Source organism: Streptomyces scabiei 87.22 (genome assembly GCF_000091305.1).
Taxonomy (GTDB): domain Bacteria; phylum Actinomycetota; class Actinomycetes; order Streptomycetales; family Streptomycetaceae; genus Streptomyces; species Streptomyces scabiei.
In genome coordinates this window covers 2,819,182-2,836,622 of sequence record NC_013929.1, presented here as the reverse complement: position 1 = coordinate 2,836,622, position 17,441 = coordinate 2,819,182, and the positions used below count along the sequence as shown (strand labels likewise).

16 protein-coding genes are annotated in these 17,441 nt (G+C 73.3%); 8 read left to right on the top strand and 8 right to left on the bottom strand.

Annotated features, from left to right (window positions below):
• Window positions 1-248: 248 nt before the first annotated feature.
• The gene (locus SCAB_RS48380; protein ID WP_078580308.1) at window positions 249-542 is read left to right on the top strand and encodes a hypothetical protein; all 294 of its coding nucleotides are present in this window, start codon (window positions 249-251) and stop codon (window positions 540-542) included.
• Here SCAB_RS48380 and SCAB_RS11815 read toward each other — a convergent pair.
• Genes SCAB_RS11815 through SCAB_RS11805 form a run of 4 tightly spaced genes read right to left on the bottom strand, consistent with a single transcriptional unit; the run spans window position 490 to window position 7,232 of the window.
• The gene (locus tag SCAB_RS11815; RefSeq protein WP_013000302.1) at window positions 490-1,254 is read right to left on the bottom strand and encodes an SDR family NAD(P)-dependent oxidoreductase; all 765 of its coding nucleotides are present in this window, start codon (window positions 1,252-1,254) and stop codon (window positions 490-492) included. The two genes, SCAB_RS48380 and SCAB_RS11815, sit on opposite strands and share 53 nt — an antisense overlap.
• Before the next feature lie 32 nt (window positions 1,255-1,286).
• Window positions 1,287-2,141, bottom strand: a complete 855-nt coding sequence (locus SCAB_RS11810) for an Fpg/Nei family DNA glycosylase (RefSeq protein ID WP_013000301.1) — start codon at window positions 2,139-2,141, stop codon at window positions 1,287-1,289.
• Window positions 2,128-2,340 (bottom strand): hypothetical protein, encoded by a 213-nt coding sequence (locus tag SCAB_RS46925; RefSeq protein ID WP_013000300.1) that lies wholly within the window; start codon window positions 2,338-2,340, stop codon window positions 2,128-2,130. Before SCAB_RS46925 ends, SCAB_RS11810 begins: the two co-directional genes overlap by 14 nt.
• Entirely contained in the window at window positions 2,337-7,232 is a 4,896-nt protein-coding gene (locus tag SCAB_RS11805; protein WP_013000299.1) for an ATP-dependent helicase, read from the bottom strand. The genes SCAB_RS46925 and SCAB_RS11805 overlap by 4 nt, the downstream gene beginning before the upstream one ends.
• Window positions 7,233-7,440: 208 nt before the next feature.
• On the opposite strand from SCAB_RS11805, the gene SCAB_RS11800 reads away from it, so the two are divergent.
• From SCAB_RS11800 to SCAB_RS11790, 3 genes are all read left to right on the top strand, one after another.
• On the top strand, window positions 7,441-8,307 hold the full coding sequence (locus tag SCAB_RS11800; RefSeq protein WP_013000298.1) for an AraC family transcriptional regulator: 867 nt from the start codon (window positions 7,441-7,443) through the stop codon (window positions 8,305-8,307).
• Window positions 8,308-8,455: 148 nt separating this feature from the next.
• Complete coding sequence (locus tag SCAB_RS11795) at window positions 8,456-9,238, top strand: AzlC family ABC transporter permease (protein WP_037724074.1); 783 nt, start codon at window positions 8,456-8,458, stop codon at window positions 9,236-9,238.
• The gene (locus SCAB_RS11790) at window positions 9,235-9,543 is read left to right on the top strand and encodes an AzlD domain-containing protein (protein ID WP_013000296.1); all 309 of its coding nucleotides are present in this window, start codon (window positions 9,235-9,237) and stop codon (window positions 9,541-9,543) included. Before SCAB_RS11795 ends, SCAB_RS11790 begins: the two co-directional genes overlap by 4 nt.
• A 39-nt stretch (window positions 9,544-9,582) precedes the next feature.
• Here the strand turns inward: SCAB_RS11790 and SCAB_RS11785 are convergent, their stop codons facing one another.
• Complete coding sequence (locus SCAB_RS11785) at window positions 9,583-10,527, bottom strand: hypothetical protein (protein WP_013000295.1); 945 nt, start codon at window positions 10,525-10,527, stop codon at window positions 9,583-9,585.
• A 79-nt stretch (window positions 10,528-10,606) separates the two neighbouring features.
• Between SCAB_RS11785 and SCAB_RS11780 the strand changes: the two genes are divergently transcribed.
• The 4 genes from SCAB_RS11780 to recX all read left to right on the top strand — a co-directional run bounded on the left by SCAB_RS11780 (window position 10,607) and on the right by recX (window position 14,729).
• Window positions 10,607-10,801, top strand: a complete 195-nt coding sequence (locus SCAB_RS11780) for a DUF3046 domain-containing protein (RefSeq protein WP_005481459.1) — start codon at window positions 10,607-10,609, stop codon at window positions 10,799-10,801.
• Between the two features lie 94 nt (window positions 10,802-10,895).
• Window positions 10,896-12,293 (top strand): AI-2E family transporter, encoded by a 1,398-nt coding sequence (locus SCAB_RS11775; RefSeq protein ID WP_374194890.1) that lies wholly within the window; start codon window positions 10,896-10,898, stop codon window positions 12,291-12,293.
• Between the two features lie 327 nt (window positions 12,294-12,620).
• Window positions 12,621-13,748 carry a recombinase RecA gene (gene recA / locus SCAB_RS11770; protein WP_013000293.1) on the top strand — a complete coding sequence of 376 codons (1,128 nt, stop codon included), beginning with the start codon at window positions 12,621-12,623 and terminating at the stop codon, window positions 13,746-13,748.
• Window positions 13,749-13,751: 3 nt separating this feature from the next.
• The gene (gene recX / locus SCAB_RS44025) at window positions 13,752-14,729 is read left to right on the top strand and encodes a recombination regulator RecX (RefSeq protein WP_013000292.1); all 978 of its coding nucleotides are present in this window, start codon (window positions 13,752-13,754) and stop codon (window positions 14,727-14,729) included.
• Between the two features lie 148 nt (window positions 14,730-14,877).
• Here recX and SCAB_RS11760 read toward each other — a convergent pair whose 3' ends face one another.
• From SCAB_RS11760 to SCAB_RS11755, 3 genes are all read right to left on the bottom strand, one after another.
• On the bottom strand, window positions 14,878-15,423 hold the full coding sequence (locus tag SCAB_RS11760) for a cupin domain-containing protein (RefSeq protein ID WP_013000291.1): 546 nt from the start codon (window positions 15,421-15,423) through the stop codon (window positions 14,878-14,880).
• Window positions 15,424-15,514: 91 nt separating this feature from the next.
• On the bottom strand, window positions 15,515-15,601 hold the full coding sequence (locus tag SCAB_RS49260) for a putative leader peptide (protein WP_316731559.1): 87 nt from the start codon (window positions 15,599-15,601) through the stop codon (window positions 15,515-15,517).
• 91 nt (window positions 15,602-15,692) lie between these two features.
• Window positions 15,693-17,384: an FAD-dependent monooxygenase gene (locus SCAB_RS11755; protein ID WP_013000290.1), complete on the bottom strand. Its 1,692-nt coding sequence runs from the start codon at window positions 17,382-17,384 to the stop codon at window positions 15,693-15,695.
• Window positions 17,385-17,441 lie beyond the last annotated feature (57 nt).

The window sequence follows — 17,441 nt, the reverse complement described above, 5'->3', positions numbered from 1 at the left end:
GCCCCACGGCGCGGACCCGTGCCGTTCTTCCGCGCGCCTCCGGTCCGGTGGGCCGTGCGCCCCGGCGCCGGTGGGCGCGGCGGGGGCGTGCGGACGGCGGTGCATGGCCCCGGGGCGCTCGTGTGCGCCGGGTGCGCGGTTCGCGTGAGAGGGGCGTGCGTCCCTGTGCCGGTGGTGCGCCCTCTCCGGCCGCGACGAGGGCCCTCTAGCGTCGTGTCGGGGGCCCGGAGGCCTTGGAGGTGGCGGCCATGCGGATAGTTCGCTGGGGGGCGGCTCTGGGGCTCGGTGCGCTGTGGTGGTGGGGTGTGCTGCGGCTCGCGCTGGTGCCGGACGCCGGCGCGGTGGAGGGGGCCGTCGCGGCCGGGGGGTGGGGGCTGAGCCTCCTGCCTGTGCACTGCGTACCGAAGGGACGGGCACCGGGACGGCCGGGGGGCGCGTCAGGGGGCGCGAGGGGTGGTCCGGTTCTGGAGGACGCGGTGGGGGCCGCGATCACCAGGGCATGGCCACCCCGCCGTTCGGGCGGAGAATCTGACCCGTCGTGAACGCCGAGGCGTCGGAGGCGAGATGCAGCACGGCGTGCGCGATGTCCTCGGGCTCGCCGACCCGGCTCAGCGGTGACAGCCGCGCCATGAAGGACTCCGTGCGCGCCTGCGCCTCGCCGTCGTGGCGGTCGGTCATGGGCGTACGGACCCAGCCCGGGGCCACCGCGTTGACGCGGATGCCGTGGGTGCCGACCTCGGTGGCCAGGGTCTTCGTCAGCTGGACCACCGCCGCCTTGGTCACGCCGTAGCAGAGCAGCCCCGGCCCGCCGGTGTCGACCGCGCCCGAGGCCATGGTGACGATGCTGCCGCGGGTCCCGTCGGCGATCATCCGGGCGGCCGCCGCCTGGCAGGCGTGCAGGACACCCTTGAAGTTGACGCTCCACACCCGTTCCAGGTCCTCGTCCCGGGTCTCCAGAACCGGGCTGCTGTGCATGATCCCGGCGATCGCCGCCATCACGTGGAGCCGCTCGCAGGCGGCTACGGCCCGCGTGAGCCGGGCGCGGTCGGTGACGTCGACATGGTGGGTGTGGGCGGTGGCGTTCCTGGCCTTGATGAGGGTCGCCGTCTCGTGCAGGCCGGCCGCGTCGAGGTCCGCGCAGTGCACGGCCGCGCCCGCCTCGGCGAGCAGGACCGCCGTCGCGCGGCCGATACCGCTGCCGGCGCCGGTGACGAACGCGGTGCGGCCGCTGAGGTCGTACGCCGGGAGGGGCATGACTCGACGGTACGAGCGTTTCTAACGGTCCGTCAATTAGTCGTGCGGCGCTGAACTCGGCTATGCGAGCGGGGCGTTCGCGTGGCTCCCGGGAGTGGGGCCGGGCCCGGCTGGCAGGTCGGGCACCAGTAGGTGGGGCGTTCGCGGGAGCCGTCCCCCTGGTCGGCCGCGCGCACGGGGGTGTGGCAGCGCAGACACGGGCGGGGGGCCCGGCCGTACACGAACAGGTCATGGCGGCGGTGGCCCGTCGTGTTGCGGATCGGGCGGTCGCGGTTGGCTTCGAGCACCTTCTTGGCGAGGTCGGGCAGCCGCGCGGCGACCTCCGCCGGGAGGGCGCCCACGGGGATCCACGGGGTGACCCTGAGCAGGAAGCACAGCTCGCTCTTGTACACGTTGCCGATACCGGCGAGGTTGCGCTGGTCCAGGAGCGCCTCCCCGAGCGCCCGGCCCGGGTCGCCGAGGAGGTTGGCGAGAGCGAGTTCGGGGTCCCAGTCCGGGCCGAGCAGGTCGGGGCCGAGGTGGCCGACGGCACGGTGTTCGTCGGCGGTGCGCATCAGCTCCAGTACGGGCAGGCGGTAACCGACGGCCGTGCGCTCGGTGGTGCCGAGGATGGCGCGGATCTGGTGCGTCGGGCCCCCGCGCCAGCGCTCACCGCTGGCGTACACCTTCCAGGAACCGTCCATCCGCAGATGCGAGTGCAGCGTCAGGCCGCCTTCGACGCGGGTGAGGAGGTGCTTGCCGCGCGGGGTGACGTCCAGGACGGTACGGCCGGTGAGGTCGGCCGTGGCGTACTTCGGCACACGAAGGTCGGAGCGGGACAGCATCTGGCCGGCGAGGGCGGTGTCCAGTCGCCTCGCCGCTTGCCAGACGGTGTCACCTTCGGGCATGGGTCAAGGGTGGCACGGGTTCGGGAGCGCGGGCAGGCGTCGGGCGGCCGGGGGCGGGAAGCTGGCTGTGGCTGTGGCTGTGGCTGTGGCTGTGGGCGTGGGCGTGGGCGTGGGCGTGGGCGTGGGCGTGGGCGTGGGCGTGGGCGTGGGCGTGGGCGTGGGCGTGGGCGTGGGCCTGGGCCTGGGCTTCGGTGGTCATGCTCGGATGCGCAGGCCGCGCGGGGTCGCGATGAAGCCCGCCGCTTCCAGGAGGGGGCCGTGGGGGGAGGTGAGGGCGGAGGCGCCGTTCACGCGCTCCACCGTGACCGTGCCGAGGGAGCCCGCGCGGGCGGCTCCCGCCAGGGCTTCGGCGGCCGGGCGGAGGCGCGGGTCGTCCAGGGGCCTGGCGTCCGGGTCGGCGGGCCAGGCCAGGAGTGTCTTGCCGCCGCGCTCCATGTACACGGTCAGCTCGCCGTCGACCAGGACGACCAGGGAGCCCGCCTTGCGGCCCGGCTTGTGTCCGGCCTCCGTGGGCGGATCGGGCCAGGGGAGGGCGGCGCCGTAGGCGTTCGCGGGGTCGGCCGCGGCCAGGACGACGGCTCGGGGGGAGGGTGCGCTGCGGGTGCGGTGCGGGTCCCGGCCGGCGCGGGCGCGGGGGCCGGCCTCGAAGGCCGCCGGGGCGGGGAAGGCGGCAGCGGCGTACGGCTCGTCCGGGCCGGGGGCGCGGAGGCCGGGTACGTCGGGGAAGTCGTCCCAGGGGGTGTGGGCCGGGAGTGTGCCGGGGGTCTCGGCCGGGCCGTTGGGTGCCGAGCCGTCGGGTGCCGAGCCGTTCGGCGCGGGGTTTCCCAGGGGCTCGCCGCGGTCGCGGGCGTTGGACACCGCGCGGAGGCGGTCCACGGCGCCGTCCATCGCGAACTGGGCGGCGCCCAGACCCTCGACGACGTAGCCGCGGCGGGCCTGGCCGCTCTCCTCGAAGACGGACAGGACGCGGTACACGGCGGAGAAACCGCCCTCGACACCCTCGGCGCCCACCGCGCCACGGGTCACCACGCCGTGGCGGTCGAGGAGTGTGCGGGCCCGGGCGTGGGCGCGGACGGTGGCGTCGGGTTCGTGGGTCGGCAGGAGGGACCAGCGGCCGGCGACCGTGGGCGGGCCCGTACGGGACTGGGGCCGGGCGGCGGCGGTCAGGGATCCGTACCGGCCGCGCGGGATCGTGCGCTTGGCACGGTGGGCGGTGGAACCCGCGGTGCGGCCCGAGCCCAGGAGGGAGCGCATGGGGGTGAGCGTGTCGTTGGTGAGCCGTCCGGACCAGGCGAGATCCCATACGGCATCGGCCAGTTGGGGATCGGTGACGTCGGGGTGGGTGGTCGCGCGGATCTGGTCGGCGATCTGGCGGAAGAAGAGGCCGTAGCCGCCCGAGAGGCTGGTCATGATCGACTCATGCAGTGCGGTCTGCTCCAGGGGGTGCGGCGGTGGAAGGAGGAGCGGGGCCGCGTCCGCCAGATACAGCGAGACCCAGCCGTCCTTGCCGGGGAGTGCGCCGGCGCCCGCCCAGACGACCTCGCCGGCCGCGGTGAGCTCGTCGAGCATCGCGGGGGCGTAGCCTGCGACCCGGGACGGCAGGACCAGCTTCTCCAACGCGGAGGCGGGCACGGAGGCCCCCTGCAGTTGCTCGATCGCACGCACCAGTCCGTCGATGCCGCGCAGTCCGTGACCGCCGCCCACGTGCTGCCACTGGGGCAGGAACTGGGCGAGCGCGGCGGGCGGCACCGGCTCCAGTTCGTGCCGAAGGGCCGCCAGCGAGCGGCGGCGCAGGCGGCGCAGCACGGCCGCGTCGCACCACTCCTGGCCGATGCCCGCCGGATGGAACTCACCCTGGACGACACGGCCGTTCGCCGCCAGGCGATGGAGCGCCCCGTCCGTGACGGCCACGCCGAGGCCGAAGCGGGCGGCGGCCGTGGCCGAGGTGAACGGGCCGTGGGTGCGGGCGAACCGGGCGAGCAGGTCGCCGAGGGGATCCTTGACGGGCTCGGTGAAGGCTTCCGGGACACCCACCGGCAGGGCCGTGCCGAGCGCGTCCCGCAGCCGGCCCGCGTCCTCGACCGCCGCCCAGTGGTCGGTGCCGGCGATACGGACACGGATGGCGCGGCGGGCCCCGGCCAGCTCCTGCGCCCACCCCGGCTCGGCGCCGCGCTCGGCCAGCTCGGCGTCCGTGAGCGGGCCGAGGAGCCGGAGCAGGTCCGCCACACCCTCGGCGTCCTTGGCCCGCCGGTCGTCTGTGCGCCACTGGAGCTCCCGCTCCAGCTCGGCCAGCACCTCGGCGTCGAGCAGTTCGCGCAGCTCCGCCTGACCCAGCAGCTCGGCCAGCAGCCGGGAGTCCAGCGACAGGGCGGCGGCGCGGCGCTCGGCGAGCGGGGAGTCGCCCTCGTACAGGAACTGGGCGACGTATCCGAAGAGGAGGGAGCGGGCGAAGGGGGAGGGCTCCGGGGTGGTCACCTCGACGAGGCGGACCTTGCGGGACTCGATGTCGCCCATCAGCTCGCTGAGACCGGGGACGTCGAACACGTCCTGCAGGCATTCGCGGACCGCCTCCAGGACGATCGGGAACGAGCCGAACTCGCTGGCCACCTGAAGCAGTTGGGCGGCGCGCTGACGCTGTTGCCACAGGGGCGTGCGCCTGCCCGGATTGCGGCGGGGCAGCAGCAGCGCGCGGGCGGCGCACTCGCGGAAGCGGGACGCGAACAGCGCCGATCCGCCCACCTGGTCGGTGACGATCTGGTCGACCTCGCCCTTGTCGAAGGCGACGTCCGCCGCGCCGAGCGGGGCCTGCTCCGTGTCGGCCGCCGTGTCCAAGGGGGTGCCCGTCTTCATGGGCTCCATGTCGAGCAGGTCCAGGCCCATCAGATCGGCGTCGGGCAGGCGGAGCACGATGCCGTCGTCCGCGTGCATGACCTGGGCGTCCATGCCGTACCGCTCGGCGAGCTTCGCCCCCAGGGCAAGGGCCCAGGGGGCGTGGACCTGTGCGCCGAAGGGGGAGTGGACGACGACCCGCCAGTCGCCCAGCTCGTCGCGGAAGCGCTCGACGACGATCGTGCGGTCGTCGGGGACGTGGCCGCAGGCCTCGCGCTGTTCGGCCAGGTAGGACAGGACGTTGTCGGCGGCCCAGGCGTCGAGTCCGGCGGCCAGCAGACGCAGCCGGGCGTCCTCCTCGGAAAGGGCGCCGACCTCGCGCAGGAACGCGCCCACCGCGCGCCCCAGTTCGAGCGGGCGGCCGAGCTGATCGCCCTTCCAGAACGGCAGGCGCCCCGGGACGCCGGGCGCGGGGGAGACCAGCACCCGGTCGCGGGTGATGTCCTCGATCCGCCAGGAACTGGTGCCGAGGGTGAAGACGTCCCCGACCCGGGACTCGTACACCATCTCCTCGTCGAGCTCCCCGACCCGGCCGCCGCCCTTCTTGGGGTCGGAGCCGACGAGGAAGACCCCGAAGAGGCCGCGGTCCGGGATCGTGCCCCCGGACGTCACCGCGAGCCGCTGGGCGCCGGGCCGTCCCGTGATCGTGCCCGCGACCCGGTCCCAGACCACGCGCGGGCGCAGCTCCGCGAACGCGTCGGACGGATAGCGGCCCGCCAGCATGTCGAGGACGGCCGTGAAAGCGGACTCGGGAAGGGCGGCGAAGGGCGCCGCGCGCCGGACGGTGGCCAGGAGATCGTCGAACTGCCAGGTGTCCATCGAGGTCATGGCGACGACCTGCTGCGCCAGGACGTCCAGGGGATTGCCGGGGATCCTCATGGACTCGATGGCGCCGCTGCGCATCCGTTCGGTGACGACGGCCGACTGGACGAGATCGCCGCGGTACTTGGGGAAGACCACGCCCGTCGAGACCGCGCCCACCTGGTGGCCCGCGCGGCCCACGCGCTGCAGTCCGGAGGCGACCGAGGGCGGTGACTCCACCTGGACGACGAGGTCCACCGCGCCCATGTCGATGCCCAGTTCGAGGCTGGAGGTGGCGACCACCGCCGGCAGCCGGCCCGCCTTGAGATCCTCCTCGACCAGGGCGCGCTGCTCCTTGGAGACCGAGCCGTGGTGGGCCCTGGCCAGCACCGGGGGCGCCCCCTGGGCCGCGCCGGAACCGCCCATCAGCTCCGCCGGCCCGTGGTGTTCGTCCAGGGGCTCACCGGTGGCCCGCTCGTACGCGATCTCGTTGAGCCGGTTGCACAGCCGCTCGGCGAGGCGGCGGGAGTTGGCGAACACGATCGTGGAGCGGTGGGCCTGCACGAGGTCGGCGATCCGCTCCTCGACGTGCGGCCAGATCGACGGGCGTTCCGCACCCTCGTTGCCGTCGGCGACCGGGGAGCCGCCCAGCTCTCCCAGGTCCTTCACCGGCACGACCACCGACAGGTCGAACTCCTTGCCGGACGGAGGCTGGACGATCTCCACCCTGCGGCGCGGGGAGAGGTAGCGCGCGACCTCGTCGACGGGACGCACGGTGGCGGACAGGCCGATGCGGCGGGCCGGCCGGGGCAGCAACTCGTCCAGGCGCTCCAGGGTGAGGGCCAGATGGGCGCCGCGTTTGGTGCCCGCGACCGCGTGCACCTCGTCGAGAATGACCGTCTCCACGCCCGTGAGCGCGTCACGCGTGGCCGACGTCAGCATCAGGAACAGGGACTCGGGCGTGGTGATCAGGATGTCCGGCGGCCGGGTGGCCAGGGCCCGGCGCTCGGCGGGCGGGGTGTCCCCGGAGCGGATGCCCACCTTCACCTCGGGCTCGGGCAGTCCCAGCCGCACCGATTCCTGGCGGATACCGGTCAGCGGACTGCGCAGGTTCCGCTCCACGTCCACCGCGAGCGCCTTCAGCGGTGACACGTACAGGACCCGGCAGCGCTTCTTCGGGTCGGCCGGGGGCGGGCTCGACGTCAGCTGGTCCAGCGCGGCGAGGAACGCGGCCAGCGTCTTGCCGGAACCGGTCGGGGCGACCACCAGCACGTCCGAGCCCTCGCCGATCGCCCGCCACGCCCCGGCCTGGGCCGCGGTGGGCGCGGAGAACGCCCCCGTGAACCAGCCGCGGGTCGCGGGGGAGAAGCCGTCGAGGGCTCGATCTGCGGAGCTGACCATGCCACCATCCTGCACCCGACCACTGACAATGGCCCGGACCTGCGAAGACGCAGGGGCGGCGGTCCGGTTCGCCGATCGGGCCGTCACCTCCTCCGTTCCTCCGTCCACTGGCGCGGCACGGCGCTGCCGTCACGCCTCCGCAGCGGTGACCACGTCCCCGCATCCGTGCACTTCGCCGCCGGGACCGGCCACCCCGCACACTGGGGACATGGCGGGTTCGGCGGAGCGGGCGAGGCACTGGCGCTACGAGGAGCTGCCCGGTGTCGATCTGCTGCGGGCGAGGTACGTCGAGAAGAAGTTCGTACGGCACACCCACGAGCACTTCGTGATCGCGGCGATCACCGACGGGGTCGAGGTGTTCCACCACGGGGGCGCCGACCGGTACGCGGGCCCGGGAGCCCTGGCCCTGGTCAACCCCGACACCCCGCACACCGGCCGCGCGGGCGTGCCCGAGGGCTGGCGGTACGGCGCCGTCTACCCGTCGCCGGACGTGGTGGCCGAGATCGCCGCCGAGACCACCGCGATCCGTGGCACCCCCGGCTTCGTGAACCCCGTGCTCCAGGACCCGTACGCCGCGGGCCTCGTCCACCAGGTGCTGCGGGCCGTCGACGAGGGCAACGCGCTGGCGGCGGACACCCTGCTGCGCGTGGCAGTGACCCGGCTGCTGCGCCTGAACGGCGGGCCGCTGCCCCAGCGCACCGTCCGCACGGCGGGGGCGACCGTCGCGGCACGCGCGCGTGCCGTGCTCGAGGAGCGGATGACCGACCCGCCGACCCTGGAGCGGCTCGCCGCCGACCTCGGCACCAGCCCCTTCGCCATCCTGCGGGCCTTCCGCACGGCCTACGGCATGCCGCCGCACGCCTGGCTGACCGACGCGCGCGTGCGCCGGGCGCGCGGCCTGCTCGACACGGGTACGTCTCCCGCCGAGGCCGCCGTCGCCGTCGGCTTCACGGACCAGCCGCACCTCAACCGCCACTTCAGTCGCATCGTGGGTGTGCCGCCGGGCGCGTACCAGCGGGAACGCGCGAGCGGCCGGATCGACGACGCACCGCGGGGCCGGGCACGCCGTTCGTGAGCGGCGGGACGGCGGGGGCGCGGCGGCCGGCGCGGGCGCGCGGAAGAACGCGGGCGTGCGCTAGAACGCCGGATGTGCGGAGGAACGCGGGCGTGCGCAAGAACGTACAAGACCCGTGTACACACCCGCGCGTACCGTCCCGGGCGTGGTGACTGAACAGACTGGTCTCGTGGAGACGCAAGAACATGCCGGCGCGAAACCCGACAAAGCCGTGGTCAGGGACGCCCTCGGCGTCGGGGTCGCCGTCGGTCTGTCCGGGTTCGCGTTCGGAGTGACCTCGGCCGGCAGCGGGCTCAGCCTGCTCCAGACCTGCGCGCTGAGCCTCCTGGTGTTCACCGGGGCCTCCCAGTTCGCGCTGGTGGGCGCGCTCGCGGCCGGTGGCAATCCGTTCACCGCGGCGGCCGGAGCGTTCTTCCTGGGCGTGCGCAACGCGTTCTACGGGCTGCGTCTGTCCCAGGTGCTGGCCCTCCCGCGCACGGTGCGGCCGTTCGCCGCCCAGTGGGTCATCGACGAGACCACGGCCGTCACCCTCGCCCAGCCCACCCGCCGAGCCGCCCGCATCGGCTTCACGGTCACCGGGCTCAGCCTGTACGTCCTGTGGAACCTCACCACGCTGCTCGGCGCGCTCGGCGCCGAGGCCATCGGCGACACCGACACGTGGGGGCTCGACGCGGCCGGGCCCGCCGTCTTCCTGGCCCTCCTCGCGCCCATGCTGCGGACCACCGCGGAACGGGCCGTCGCCGGCATCGCCGTCGTCCTGGGACTCGGCCTGCTGCCCTTCCTGCCCGCCGGGGTCCCGGTCCTCGTCGCCGCGGTGGCCGCCCCGGCCGTCCTCTGGGCGGAGGGCCGCCGCCGGGCCGACGACCCGGAAGGCGGAGACCCGGAGCGCGGGGACCTGGAAGGCCACGACCTGGAAGGCGGCGACCGATGAACGTCTGGGTCGCGATCATCGGCACCGCCGTCGGCTGTTACGCCGTCAAGCTCATCGGTCTGCTCGTCCCCGAGGGCGTGCTCGAACGTCCGATCGTCCAGCGGCTCGCCGCCCTGCTGCCCGTGGCCCTCCTCGCCGCCCTCACGGCCCAGCAGACCTTCGCCGACGGGCACGCCCTGGTGCTCGACGCGAGGGCCGCCGGGCTCACCGCCGCCGCCGTGGCACTGCTCCTGCGGGCCCCGTTCCTGGTCGTCGTGGCCGCGGCGGTGATCGTGACGGCGGGGGTGCGGGCGCTGGCGGGCTGACGCGCCCAGCCGTGCCCCCGCGCGTCGTGGCGTCCGGTCTCAGCCGATCGGCCGTCCATACGCACGCAACGTCCGCAGCGCCTCGATCGTCACGGTCGGACGGCTCTCCATCGCGGTGCTCGGTGCCCACTGGCGCCAGCGGACCGGCCAGCCACCGTCCTCCGCCTGTTCGCTCGCCAGGAAGTCGAGGGAGCGCGACATCTCCTCGTCGGTGAACCACGCGCGTGCCGGCGATTCCGGGGTGGGCGCGAAGTCGTGCGGGTAGTGGTGCTCACCCGGCGCGTAACCGGCGGACACCGGGTAGTCGTCCGGCCGTCCCGGATCCAGCGTGGCGAGCCGGTGTTCGCGCACCAGGCGCCCGAGCCGGTCGGCGGCGGCCCGGGCACGCGCGCGGTCGGGCGCGGACTCCAGGAACGCCACGGCGGCGTGCACCTCGTAGGGGTGTGACTTCTGCAGGGACTCGATCGCCTGCCAGCAGAAGTCGGTGGCCCGGAACAGCCACGCGTGCCACACCTGGTTGCGGTGCAGCAGACCCACCACGGGCCCGGTGGCCAGCAGATCACTGGGCGGGTCGTCGACGATCGGCACGAACGGGGCCACCGGGTAGCCGCGCTGGCCGGGATGCACGGCGGGAAGGGCACCGTCCCGCGTCGACACCGACGTCAGATAGCGGCACACACGCTCCACCCGCTGTCCGCCGCAGCGGCCGATCGAGTCCAGCACCCGCAGCGCGTGCGCGGTGTGCAGCGGCTGGCTCACGGGTCCGCGCAGATCGGGTTCGAGCGCGTGACCGTAGCCGTCGTCGGCATTGCGGTACGCGGACAGCGCGGTCTCCACCGCGTCGGCTCCCCCGTCCAGGAAGTGGTACGCGAAGCGCCGCTGCTCCAGTACGCGCGCGGTCAGCCAGACGAACTGTTCGGCGCGAGCCAGCGGGGTCTGCGCCGGGGACGACAGGGGGAGGGGGGATGCTCCGGTTTCGGACATGGCTCCGACCGTAGGGCGGAAAGCGGTATCGGCAAGCCGTCCCGGCCAGGCCCACCCCCTGGGGCGGGATACTGGACTCATGCGGTTGACGGTCTTCTGGCAGCGGATGGCGGATCACTTCGGTGAGGGGTACGCCGACACCTTCGCGCGCGATCATGTGATGTCCGGCCTGGGCGGGCGCACGGTGAGCGAGGCGCTCGACGCCGGCTGGGAGGCCAAGGACGTGTGGCGTGTGGTGTGCGCGACCATGGGTGTTCCGGCGGAAAACCGCTGAAAAGCAACGCACTTCACCGAACGGACGCCACCCGTCGGCCCGGAAGGACCGGGGGCGGCGTCTGATTGTCGGTGTCGTGGGCGAGACTTGGTCCGTGGCACCCACTGACGAGACCGCGCAGTACCGGCACCAGACACCCCCGTCCGGCACGACACCGCCCCCGGGCCCGCCGGCCGGCCCGGGACCCGGTGCCGCGTCGGACGGACGCATGCCCCGCTGGCTGCCGCGCGCGATGGTGCTGGCGCTCTCCCTCATCGCGGTCTTCCAGTTCGGCAGCTGGGCGTTCCATCAGCTCATCGGCTTGCTGGTCAACATCCTCATCGCGTTCTTCCTGGCGCTCGCGATCGAGCCCGCGGTGAGCTGGATGGCCTCCAAGGGGATGCGCCGGGGCTTCGCCTCGTTCCTGGTCTTCCTGATCACGCTGATCGGGGCCGCCGGATTCGTCACCCTGCTCGGTTCGATGCTCGCCGGCCAGATCATCAAGATGGTCGAGGACTTCCCGGCGTACCTCGACTCCGTCATCAGCTGGATCAACACGAGCTTCCACACCGAGCTCAGACGCGTCGACATCCAGGAGGGGCTGCTCCGCTCCGACTGGCTGCAGAAGTACGTGCAGAACAGCGCCACGGGGGTCCTCGACGTCTCCGCGCAGGTGCTGGGCGGCCTCTTCCAGCTCCTGACGATCGCGCTGTTCTCGTTCTACTTCGCCGCCGACGGCCCCCGGCTGCGCCGCGCGCTGTGTTCCGTCCTGCCGCCCTCCAAGCAGGCCGAGGTGCTGCGCGCGTGGGAGATCGCGGTCGACAAGACCGGCGGCTATCTGTACTCCCGCGGCCTGATGGCACTGATCTCCGGAGCGGCGCACTACGTCCTGCTGGAATACCTCGACGTGCCCTACGCGCCCGCGCTCGCGGTCTGGGTCGGCCTGGTCTCGCAGTTCATCCCCACGATCGGCACCTACCTGGCCGGTGCCCTGCCGATGCTGATCGCCTTCACGGTCAACCCGTGGTACGCGCTGTGGGTCCTCGTCTTCGTGGTCATCTACCAGCAGTTCGAGAACTACGTGCTGCAGCCCAAGCTGACCGCCAAGACCGTGGACATCCATCCGGCCGTCGCGTTCGGCTCGGTCATCGCGGGCACCGCGCTCCTCGGCGCCGTGGGCGCGCTCATCGCCATCCCCGCCGTCGCCACCCTGCAAGCCTTCCTGGGCGCGTACGTGAAGCGGTACGACGTCACGGACGACCCCCGTGTGCACGGGCATCGCAGACGCGGCACGGGAAACCTCGTCGCCAGGCTGCGCGGACGCCCGCTCCGGACGGAGGAGGACGAGGACGGGGCCGACGGCGACGTCCTGACCCGTATGCGCAGGCGGCTGAAGGACAGGCTCGGCCACAGGCGCGGCACGAGACCGTCGGCGGACGATTCCACGCAGGCCCGCGGGGACGGCGACGACTCCACGGACACGCGCGGGGACGAGGACGGCACCGCCCCGTAGGGCTGCTGCCGCGGTACCCCCGCCCGCTGCCGCCACCCGGCGCCGGGCCTTCCTCTCGGCCGCGGCCCCCGGGTCTCCAGTGGGCCGTCCCGTGTCACCCGCTCTCCCGGAAGTGCTCCGGGTGCCGCGTGGTGCGCTTGACACTAAATTCGAACATCCATTCTTATGGAGGCTCCGGCGAAGGATCTCGGCCGGAGTTCGGCAGGGTTTTCGTGGAGAAGCGCCCGAGTTATCCACAGGCCGGGCGGACGTCGGGGCCCATTGTCAGTGGCAGGCGTTAGCGTCTTTCACGTGAAGCGAACGACTCAAGCAAATCGGGTGGAACCCATGGCAGGAACCGACCGCGAGAAGGCGCTCGACGCCGCGCTCGCACAAATTGAACGGCAGTTCGGCAAGGGTGCGGTGATGCGCCTGGGCGAGCGGCCGAACGAGCCCATCGAGGTCATCCCCACCGGGTCGACCGCACTCGACGTCGCCCTCGGTGTCGGCGGCCTCCCGCGCGGCCGGGTGATCGAGGTGTACGGCCCGGAGTCCTCCGGTAAGACGACCCTGACCCTGCACGCGGTGGCCAACGCACAGCGGGCCGGCGGCCAGGTGGCCTTCGTGGACGCCGAGCACGCCCTCGACCCCGAGTACGCCAAGAAGCTCGGCGTCGACATCGACAACCTCATCCTGTCGCAGCCGGACAACGGCGAGCAGGCCCTGGAGATCGTGGACATGCTGGTCCGCTCCGGCGCCCTCGACCTCATCGTCATCGACTCCGTCGCCGCGCTCGTCCCGCGCGCGGAGATCGAGGGCGAGATGGGCGACAGCCACGTGGGTCTGCAGGCCCGTCTGATGAGCCAGGCCCTGCGGAAGATCACCAGCGCGCTCAACCAGTCCAAGACCACCGCCATCTTCATCAACCAGCTCCGCGAGAAGATCGGAGTGATGTTCGGCTCCCCGGAGACCACGACCGGTGGCCGCGCGCTCAAGTTCTACGCTTCGGTGCGCCTCGACATCCGTCGCATCGAGACCCTGAAGGACGGCACCGACGCCGTGGGCAACCGCACCCGCGTCAAGGTCGTCAAGAACAAGGTCGCGCCGCCCTTCAAGCAGGCCGAGTTCGACATCCTGTACGGACAGGGCATCAGCCGCGAGGGCGGCCTGATCGACATGGGTGTGGAGAACGGCTTCGTCCGCAAGGCGGGTGCCTGGTACACCTACGAGGGCGACCAGCTCGGTCAGGGCAAGGAGAACGCCCGCAACTTCCTGAAGGACAACCCCGACCTCGCCAACGAGATCGAGAAGAAGATCAAGGAGAAGCTGGGCGTCGGCGTCCGGCCCGAGGAGCCCACCGGACAGCCGGGCGCGGACGCGGCGGTCTCCGCCACACCCGCGGACGACACCGCGAAGGCGGCTCCGGCGTCGGCTGCCAAGACCGCCAAGACCAAGGCCGCGGCGGCGAAGAGCTAGTCCGTGACACGCAGAACGGACTGGGGCGAGTACGCATCCCCCCAAGCCCCCGAGGGCCGGGGGCGCGGGGGAAGCGGTGAGGGCACCGGGGCAGTCACCGCGGACGGGCACGGACGTGGACCGTACGACGACCCACCGTCGTACGGCACGGACGGGCCCGGGGACGGTGAGCCCTACGACGACCGACCGTACGACGATAGGCCGGACGACGATCGGTCGTACGGCGACCGTTTTTTCGACGGCGAAGGCCTAGGGGGCGGTGACGCCGGTCCGCGGGCGGACGACTCGCGCTCCGGTGCGGGTTCGGCCGCCGGCACCCGTCGGCGCGGCGGCGGTGACGCACGTGGCACGCGGGGCAGACGCGGCGGCCGGGGCGAGCGGCGGCGTGGCTTCGGGGAATCGGGCGACGGCCCGGACGGCGGGGGGCCACAGGACGGGGGTTCGTCTTTCTCGTCGAGGGCCGAGAAAGAGGAATCCTCAGGGGACCCGGCTGAGCGGGCGCGCGCCATCTGCCTGCGCCTGCTCACCGGGACCCCGCGCACCCGCAAGCAACTCGCGGACGCCCTGCGCAAACGAGAGATCCCCGAGGACGTGGCGGACGCGGTGCTGTCGCGGTTCGAGGAGGTCGGTCTGATCAACGACGGCGCGTTCGCGGAGGCATGGGTGGAGTCCCGGCACCACGGCCGGGGCCTGGCCGGGCGAGCGCTCGCCCGGGAGCTGCGCGCCAAGGGCGTCGACTCGACACTGATCGACGAGGCCGTCTCCCAGCTCGACTCCGAGCAGGAGGAGACCACCGCGCGCGAGCTCGTCGCCCGCAAGCTGCGCTCCACGCGAGGTCTCGACCGCGACAGACGTCTCCGCCGTCTCGCAGGCATGCTCGCCCGCAAGGGCTACTCCGAGGGCTTGGCCCTCCGTGTGGTCCGTCAGGCGCTGGAGGAAGAGGGGGAGGACACGGAAGGGCTGGAGGGCGAGGGGTTCTGAGCTGCGGCCGCGGCTACGGACGCGGCCATGGGACGAGGGACGGCGAGGCGGAGTACCGGGCCGAGCGACGAGAGGCGATTCCCGCGTCGACCCACGGCGTTCGGGACGCCCGGACCCTCGCTCGGGCCCGGCCGGCCCCGAGCCGGGATCACTGCCAGTCGGTCGGACGCTCCACGTGCTCCAGACGCAGCACCTGTCCTGTGCGGCTGTAGCGGCGGATGCGCGGGAGGGGCGGGTAGTAGGCGTGGACCGACACCGCGTGCTCCTCGGTGGACTCGTTGAGCACCTCGTGGATATGGTGGCGCCCGAAGGAGCGGCCCTTGCCGGCGGACAACCGACGTTCACGGTCGACGCCTTCGGTGAGTTCGAGGGTCTTCCAGCCGTCGGTGGGCAGCCGGGCGGCGAGTGAGTACTCCTTGAGTGCGCCCGCGGCGGTCACGAAGGCGCCGACCGAGTCGGCGTGGTCGTGCCAGCCGGTGCCGGTGCCGGGCGGCCAGCCGATGAGCCAGGCCTCGCTGCCACCGGGGCCTTCGAGCCGCACCCACGTGCGGCCCTCGGGGTCGAGCGGGAGCGAGGCGATCAGTTCCGCGTCGGCGGCCGTACGGCGCGCGAAGTCGAGCAGTTCGGCCTGCGTGGGGGCGGAGAGGGGCGGGACGGGGGCGGGGGTGGGGGGAACAACGGGAGACACAGACACGGGTACCGTCCTGAAGTGCGTTCGCCCCGAAGCGCGCGGCGGCACACGGAAGGCGCGCGCGGAGGGCGAAAGGATGCCGAGGGATGCGAGTTCAGCAGGACGGACGACACACGCAGCCCGCGTAGCGGACGAGGTCCATATGGACCCTCCGCCACAGGCGCGTCGAGGTGTCGGTCACGGTCCGGAGTAGACCATGACGGCGCGGACCGGTCAACCGACCGTCACTATGTGGACACACAGTGACGGTCGCCCCGACGGCCGCGGGGGTGTCACCGGGTGCTCGAAGCCGCCCCGGTCGCCTCGGACCGCTGTTCCGCCCCGCCCAGCGTCGCCGCTGCCGCCGTGTACAGGTCGGCCGGGCGCACACCGCTCAAAGCTGTGACGAGGTATCCGTCGGGCCGGACGAGGAGGACGGTGTGGGCGCCCGCACCCGGATAGGACTCGGCGACCAGCAGCTCGGCCGGACGCGGCAGGGCGGAGACGGCGGCGGCCAGGCGCGGCATGATCCCGGCGCTCATCCAGTGCTTGCGCGCCCACACACCGGTACCCGGCGCGATCAGCACCACCAGCAGCGCCCCGCGCCCGAGCCGGTCCCGCAGCGGTACGAAGGAGCCGTCCTCCGCGGTCACCTCCACGTCCACGACCTGAGTGCCCGGCAAGGTGTCGATCGGGGTCTCCGCGTCGGAGTGCGCAGGCATGAGCGGGGAGTCGGTGTACGCCCCCGGCGCACCCAGCGCTCCGCGCCCCAGATGCCCGTCGGAGAGCAGCGCGTCATGACCCCGGGAGGAGCCGGGGACGTACGAGCGCAGCCCCTTGGCGCCGCGCAGCAGGGGAAGTACCTGGTCGGCGGCGCGCAGACGGGTGGCGACGACCGCGCGCCGCTCCGCCTGGTAGCTGTCCAGCAGTGCCTCGTGCGGGCCGTGGTGCCAGGCCAGAGCGAGTTTCCAGGCGAGGTTGTCGGCGTCCCGCAGGCCCTCGTCGAGACCCTGGGTGCCGAGCGCCCCGAGCAGGTGCGCGGCGTCCCCGGCCAGGAAGACCCGGCCGACCCGCCACCGCCGGGCGAGCCGGTGGTGCACCGTGTGGACGCCGGTGTCCAGCAGGTCGTACGGCGGGGTGGAGCCGCCCGTCCAGCCGGCCAGGGTCTCCCGGACGCGGGCCACGAGCAGCTCGGGCGTCACGAGGTCCTTGCCCGGAGGCAGGAGCCAGTCCAGCCGCCAGACCCCTCCGTCGAGCGGCCGGGCGGTGATCTCGCCGCCGGAGGGGCCCGACGTGCGCCACGGCGGCATGCGGTGCAGCAACGCCTCGCCGGGCCAGGGAAGTTCGGCGCGCAGTGCGGCGACCGCGTGCCGCTCCACCGCGGTGCGGCCGGGGAAGCGGATGTCCTGGAGCTTGCGGACCGTCGAGCGCGGGCCGTCGCAGCCCACCAGGTAACTGCCGCGCCACCAGGTGCTCTTGGGCCCGCGTGTGTGGGCCGTGACGCCGGACTTCTCCTGCTCGATCGCGTCGAGACGGCTCTCCACGGCGACCTTGACGAGCGGTTCGCCGATGATGGCCTCGCGCAGAGCGGCGGTCAGGACGTGCTGGGCGATGTGGAGCGGAGGGAGGCCCGCGGAACCCTCGACGACCTCCTCCGGGCCGCCGCGCCCCGCTGTCGGGCCCTCCCGGGGCGGGGTGTCCTGCTCGTCGAGGCCGCCGTCCCCGAACCGGACCTGACGCATCACCTGCTTGCGCCGCATCGACCGCCATCCGGCCCAACGGCAGCCGGCCCGGGAGAGCGGGACTCCGGACAATCGTTCCAGCAGTGCGGCCGTGTCCTCGTTCAGCACCACCGTCCGGGCGAGCCGCTGCTCGTCCTTCCCCGGTCCCTCGTCGAGGACCACGGACGGCACCTGCTGCCGTGCCAGCGCAAGGGCGAGCGTGAGCCCCACGGGCCCCGCTCCGACGATGATCACCGGGTCCACGGCGCGGCGCCCCCTGCCCGACGTGACGTCCAGGCGGACGTGGGTGAACAGAAAGTT

Bases quoted from the DNA above. Each gene is read 5' to 3' on its own strand.
- SCAB_RS11800 (WP_013000298.1), top strand. From the start codon at position 7,441: ATGGCGGGTTCGGCGGAGCGGGCGAGGCACTGGCGCTACGAGGAGCTG.
- SCAB_RS11810 (WP_013000301.1), bottom strand. From the start codon at position 2,141: ATGCCCGAAGGTGACACCGTCTGGCAAGCGGCGAGGCGACTGGACACC.
- SCAB_RS11785 (WP_013000295.1), bottom strand. From the start codon at position 10,527: ATGTCCGAAACCGGAGCATCCCCCCTCCCCCTGTCGTCCCCGGCGCAG.
- SCAB_RS11815 (WP_013000302.1), bottom strand. From the start codon at position 1,254: ATGCCCCTCCCGGCGTACGACCTCAGCGGCCGCACCGCGTTCGTCACC.
- SCAB_RS11790 (WP_013000296.1), top strand. From the start codon at position 9,235: ATGAACGTCTGGGTCGCGATCATCGGCACCGCCGTCGGCTGTTACGCC.
- SCAB_RS11805 (WP_013000299.1), bottom strand. From the start codon at position 7,232: ATGGTCAGCTCCGCAGATCGAGCCCTCGACGGCTTCTCCCCCGCGACC.
- SCAB_RS48380 (WP_078580308.1), top strand. From the start codon at position 249: ATGCGGATAGTTCGCTGGGGGGCGGCTCTGGGGCTCGGTGCGCTGTGG.
- SCAB_RS46925 (WP_013000300.1), bottom strand. From the start codon at position 2,340: ATGACCACCGAAGCCCAGGCCCAGGCCCACGCCCACGCCCACGCCCAC.
- recA (WP_013000293.1), top strand. From the start codon at position 12,621: ATGGCAGGAACCGACCGCGAGAAGGCGCTCGACGCCGCGCTCGCACAA.
- SCAB_RS11780 (WP_005481459.1), top strand. From the start codon at position 10,607: ATGCGGTTGACGGTCTTCTGGCAGCGGATGGCGGATCACTTCGGTGAG.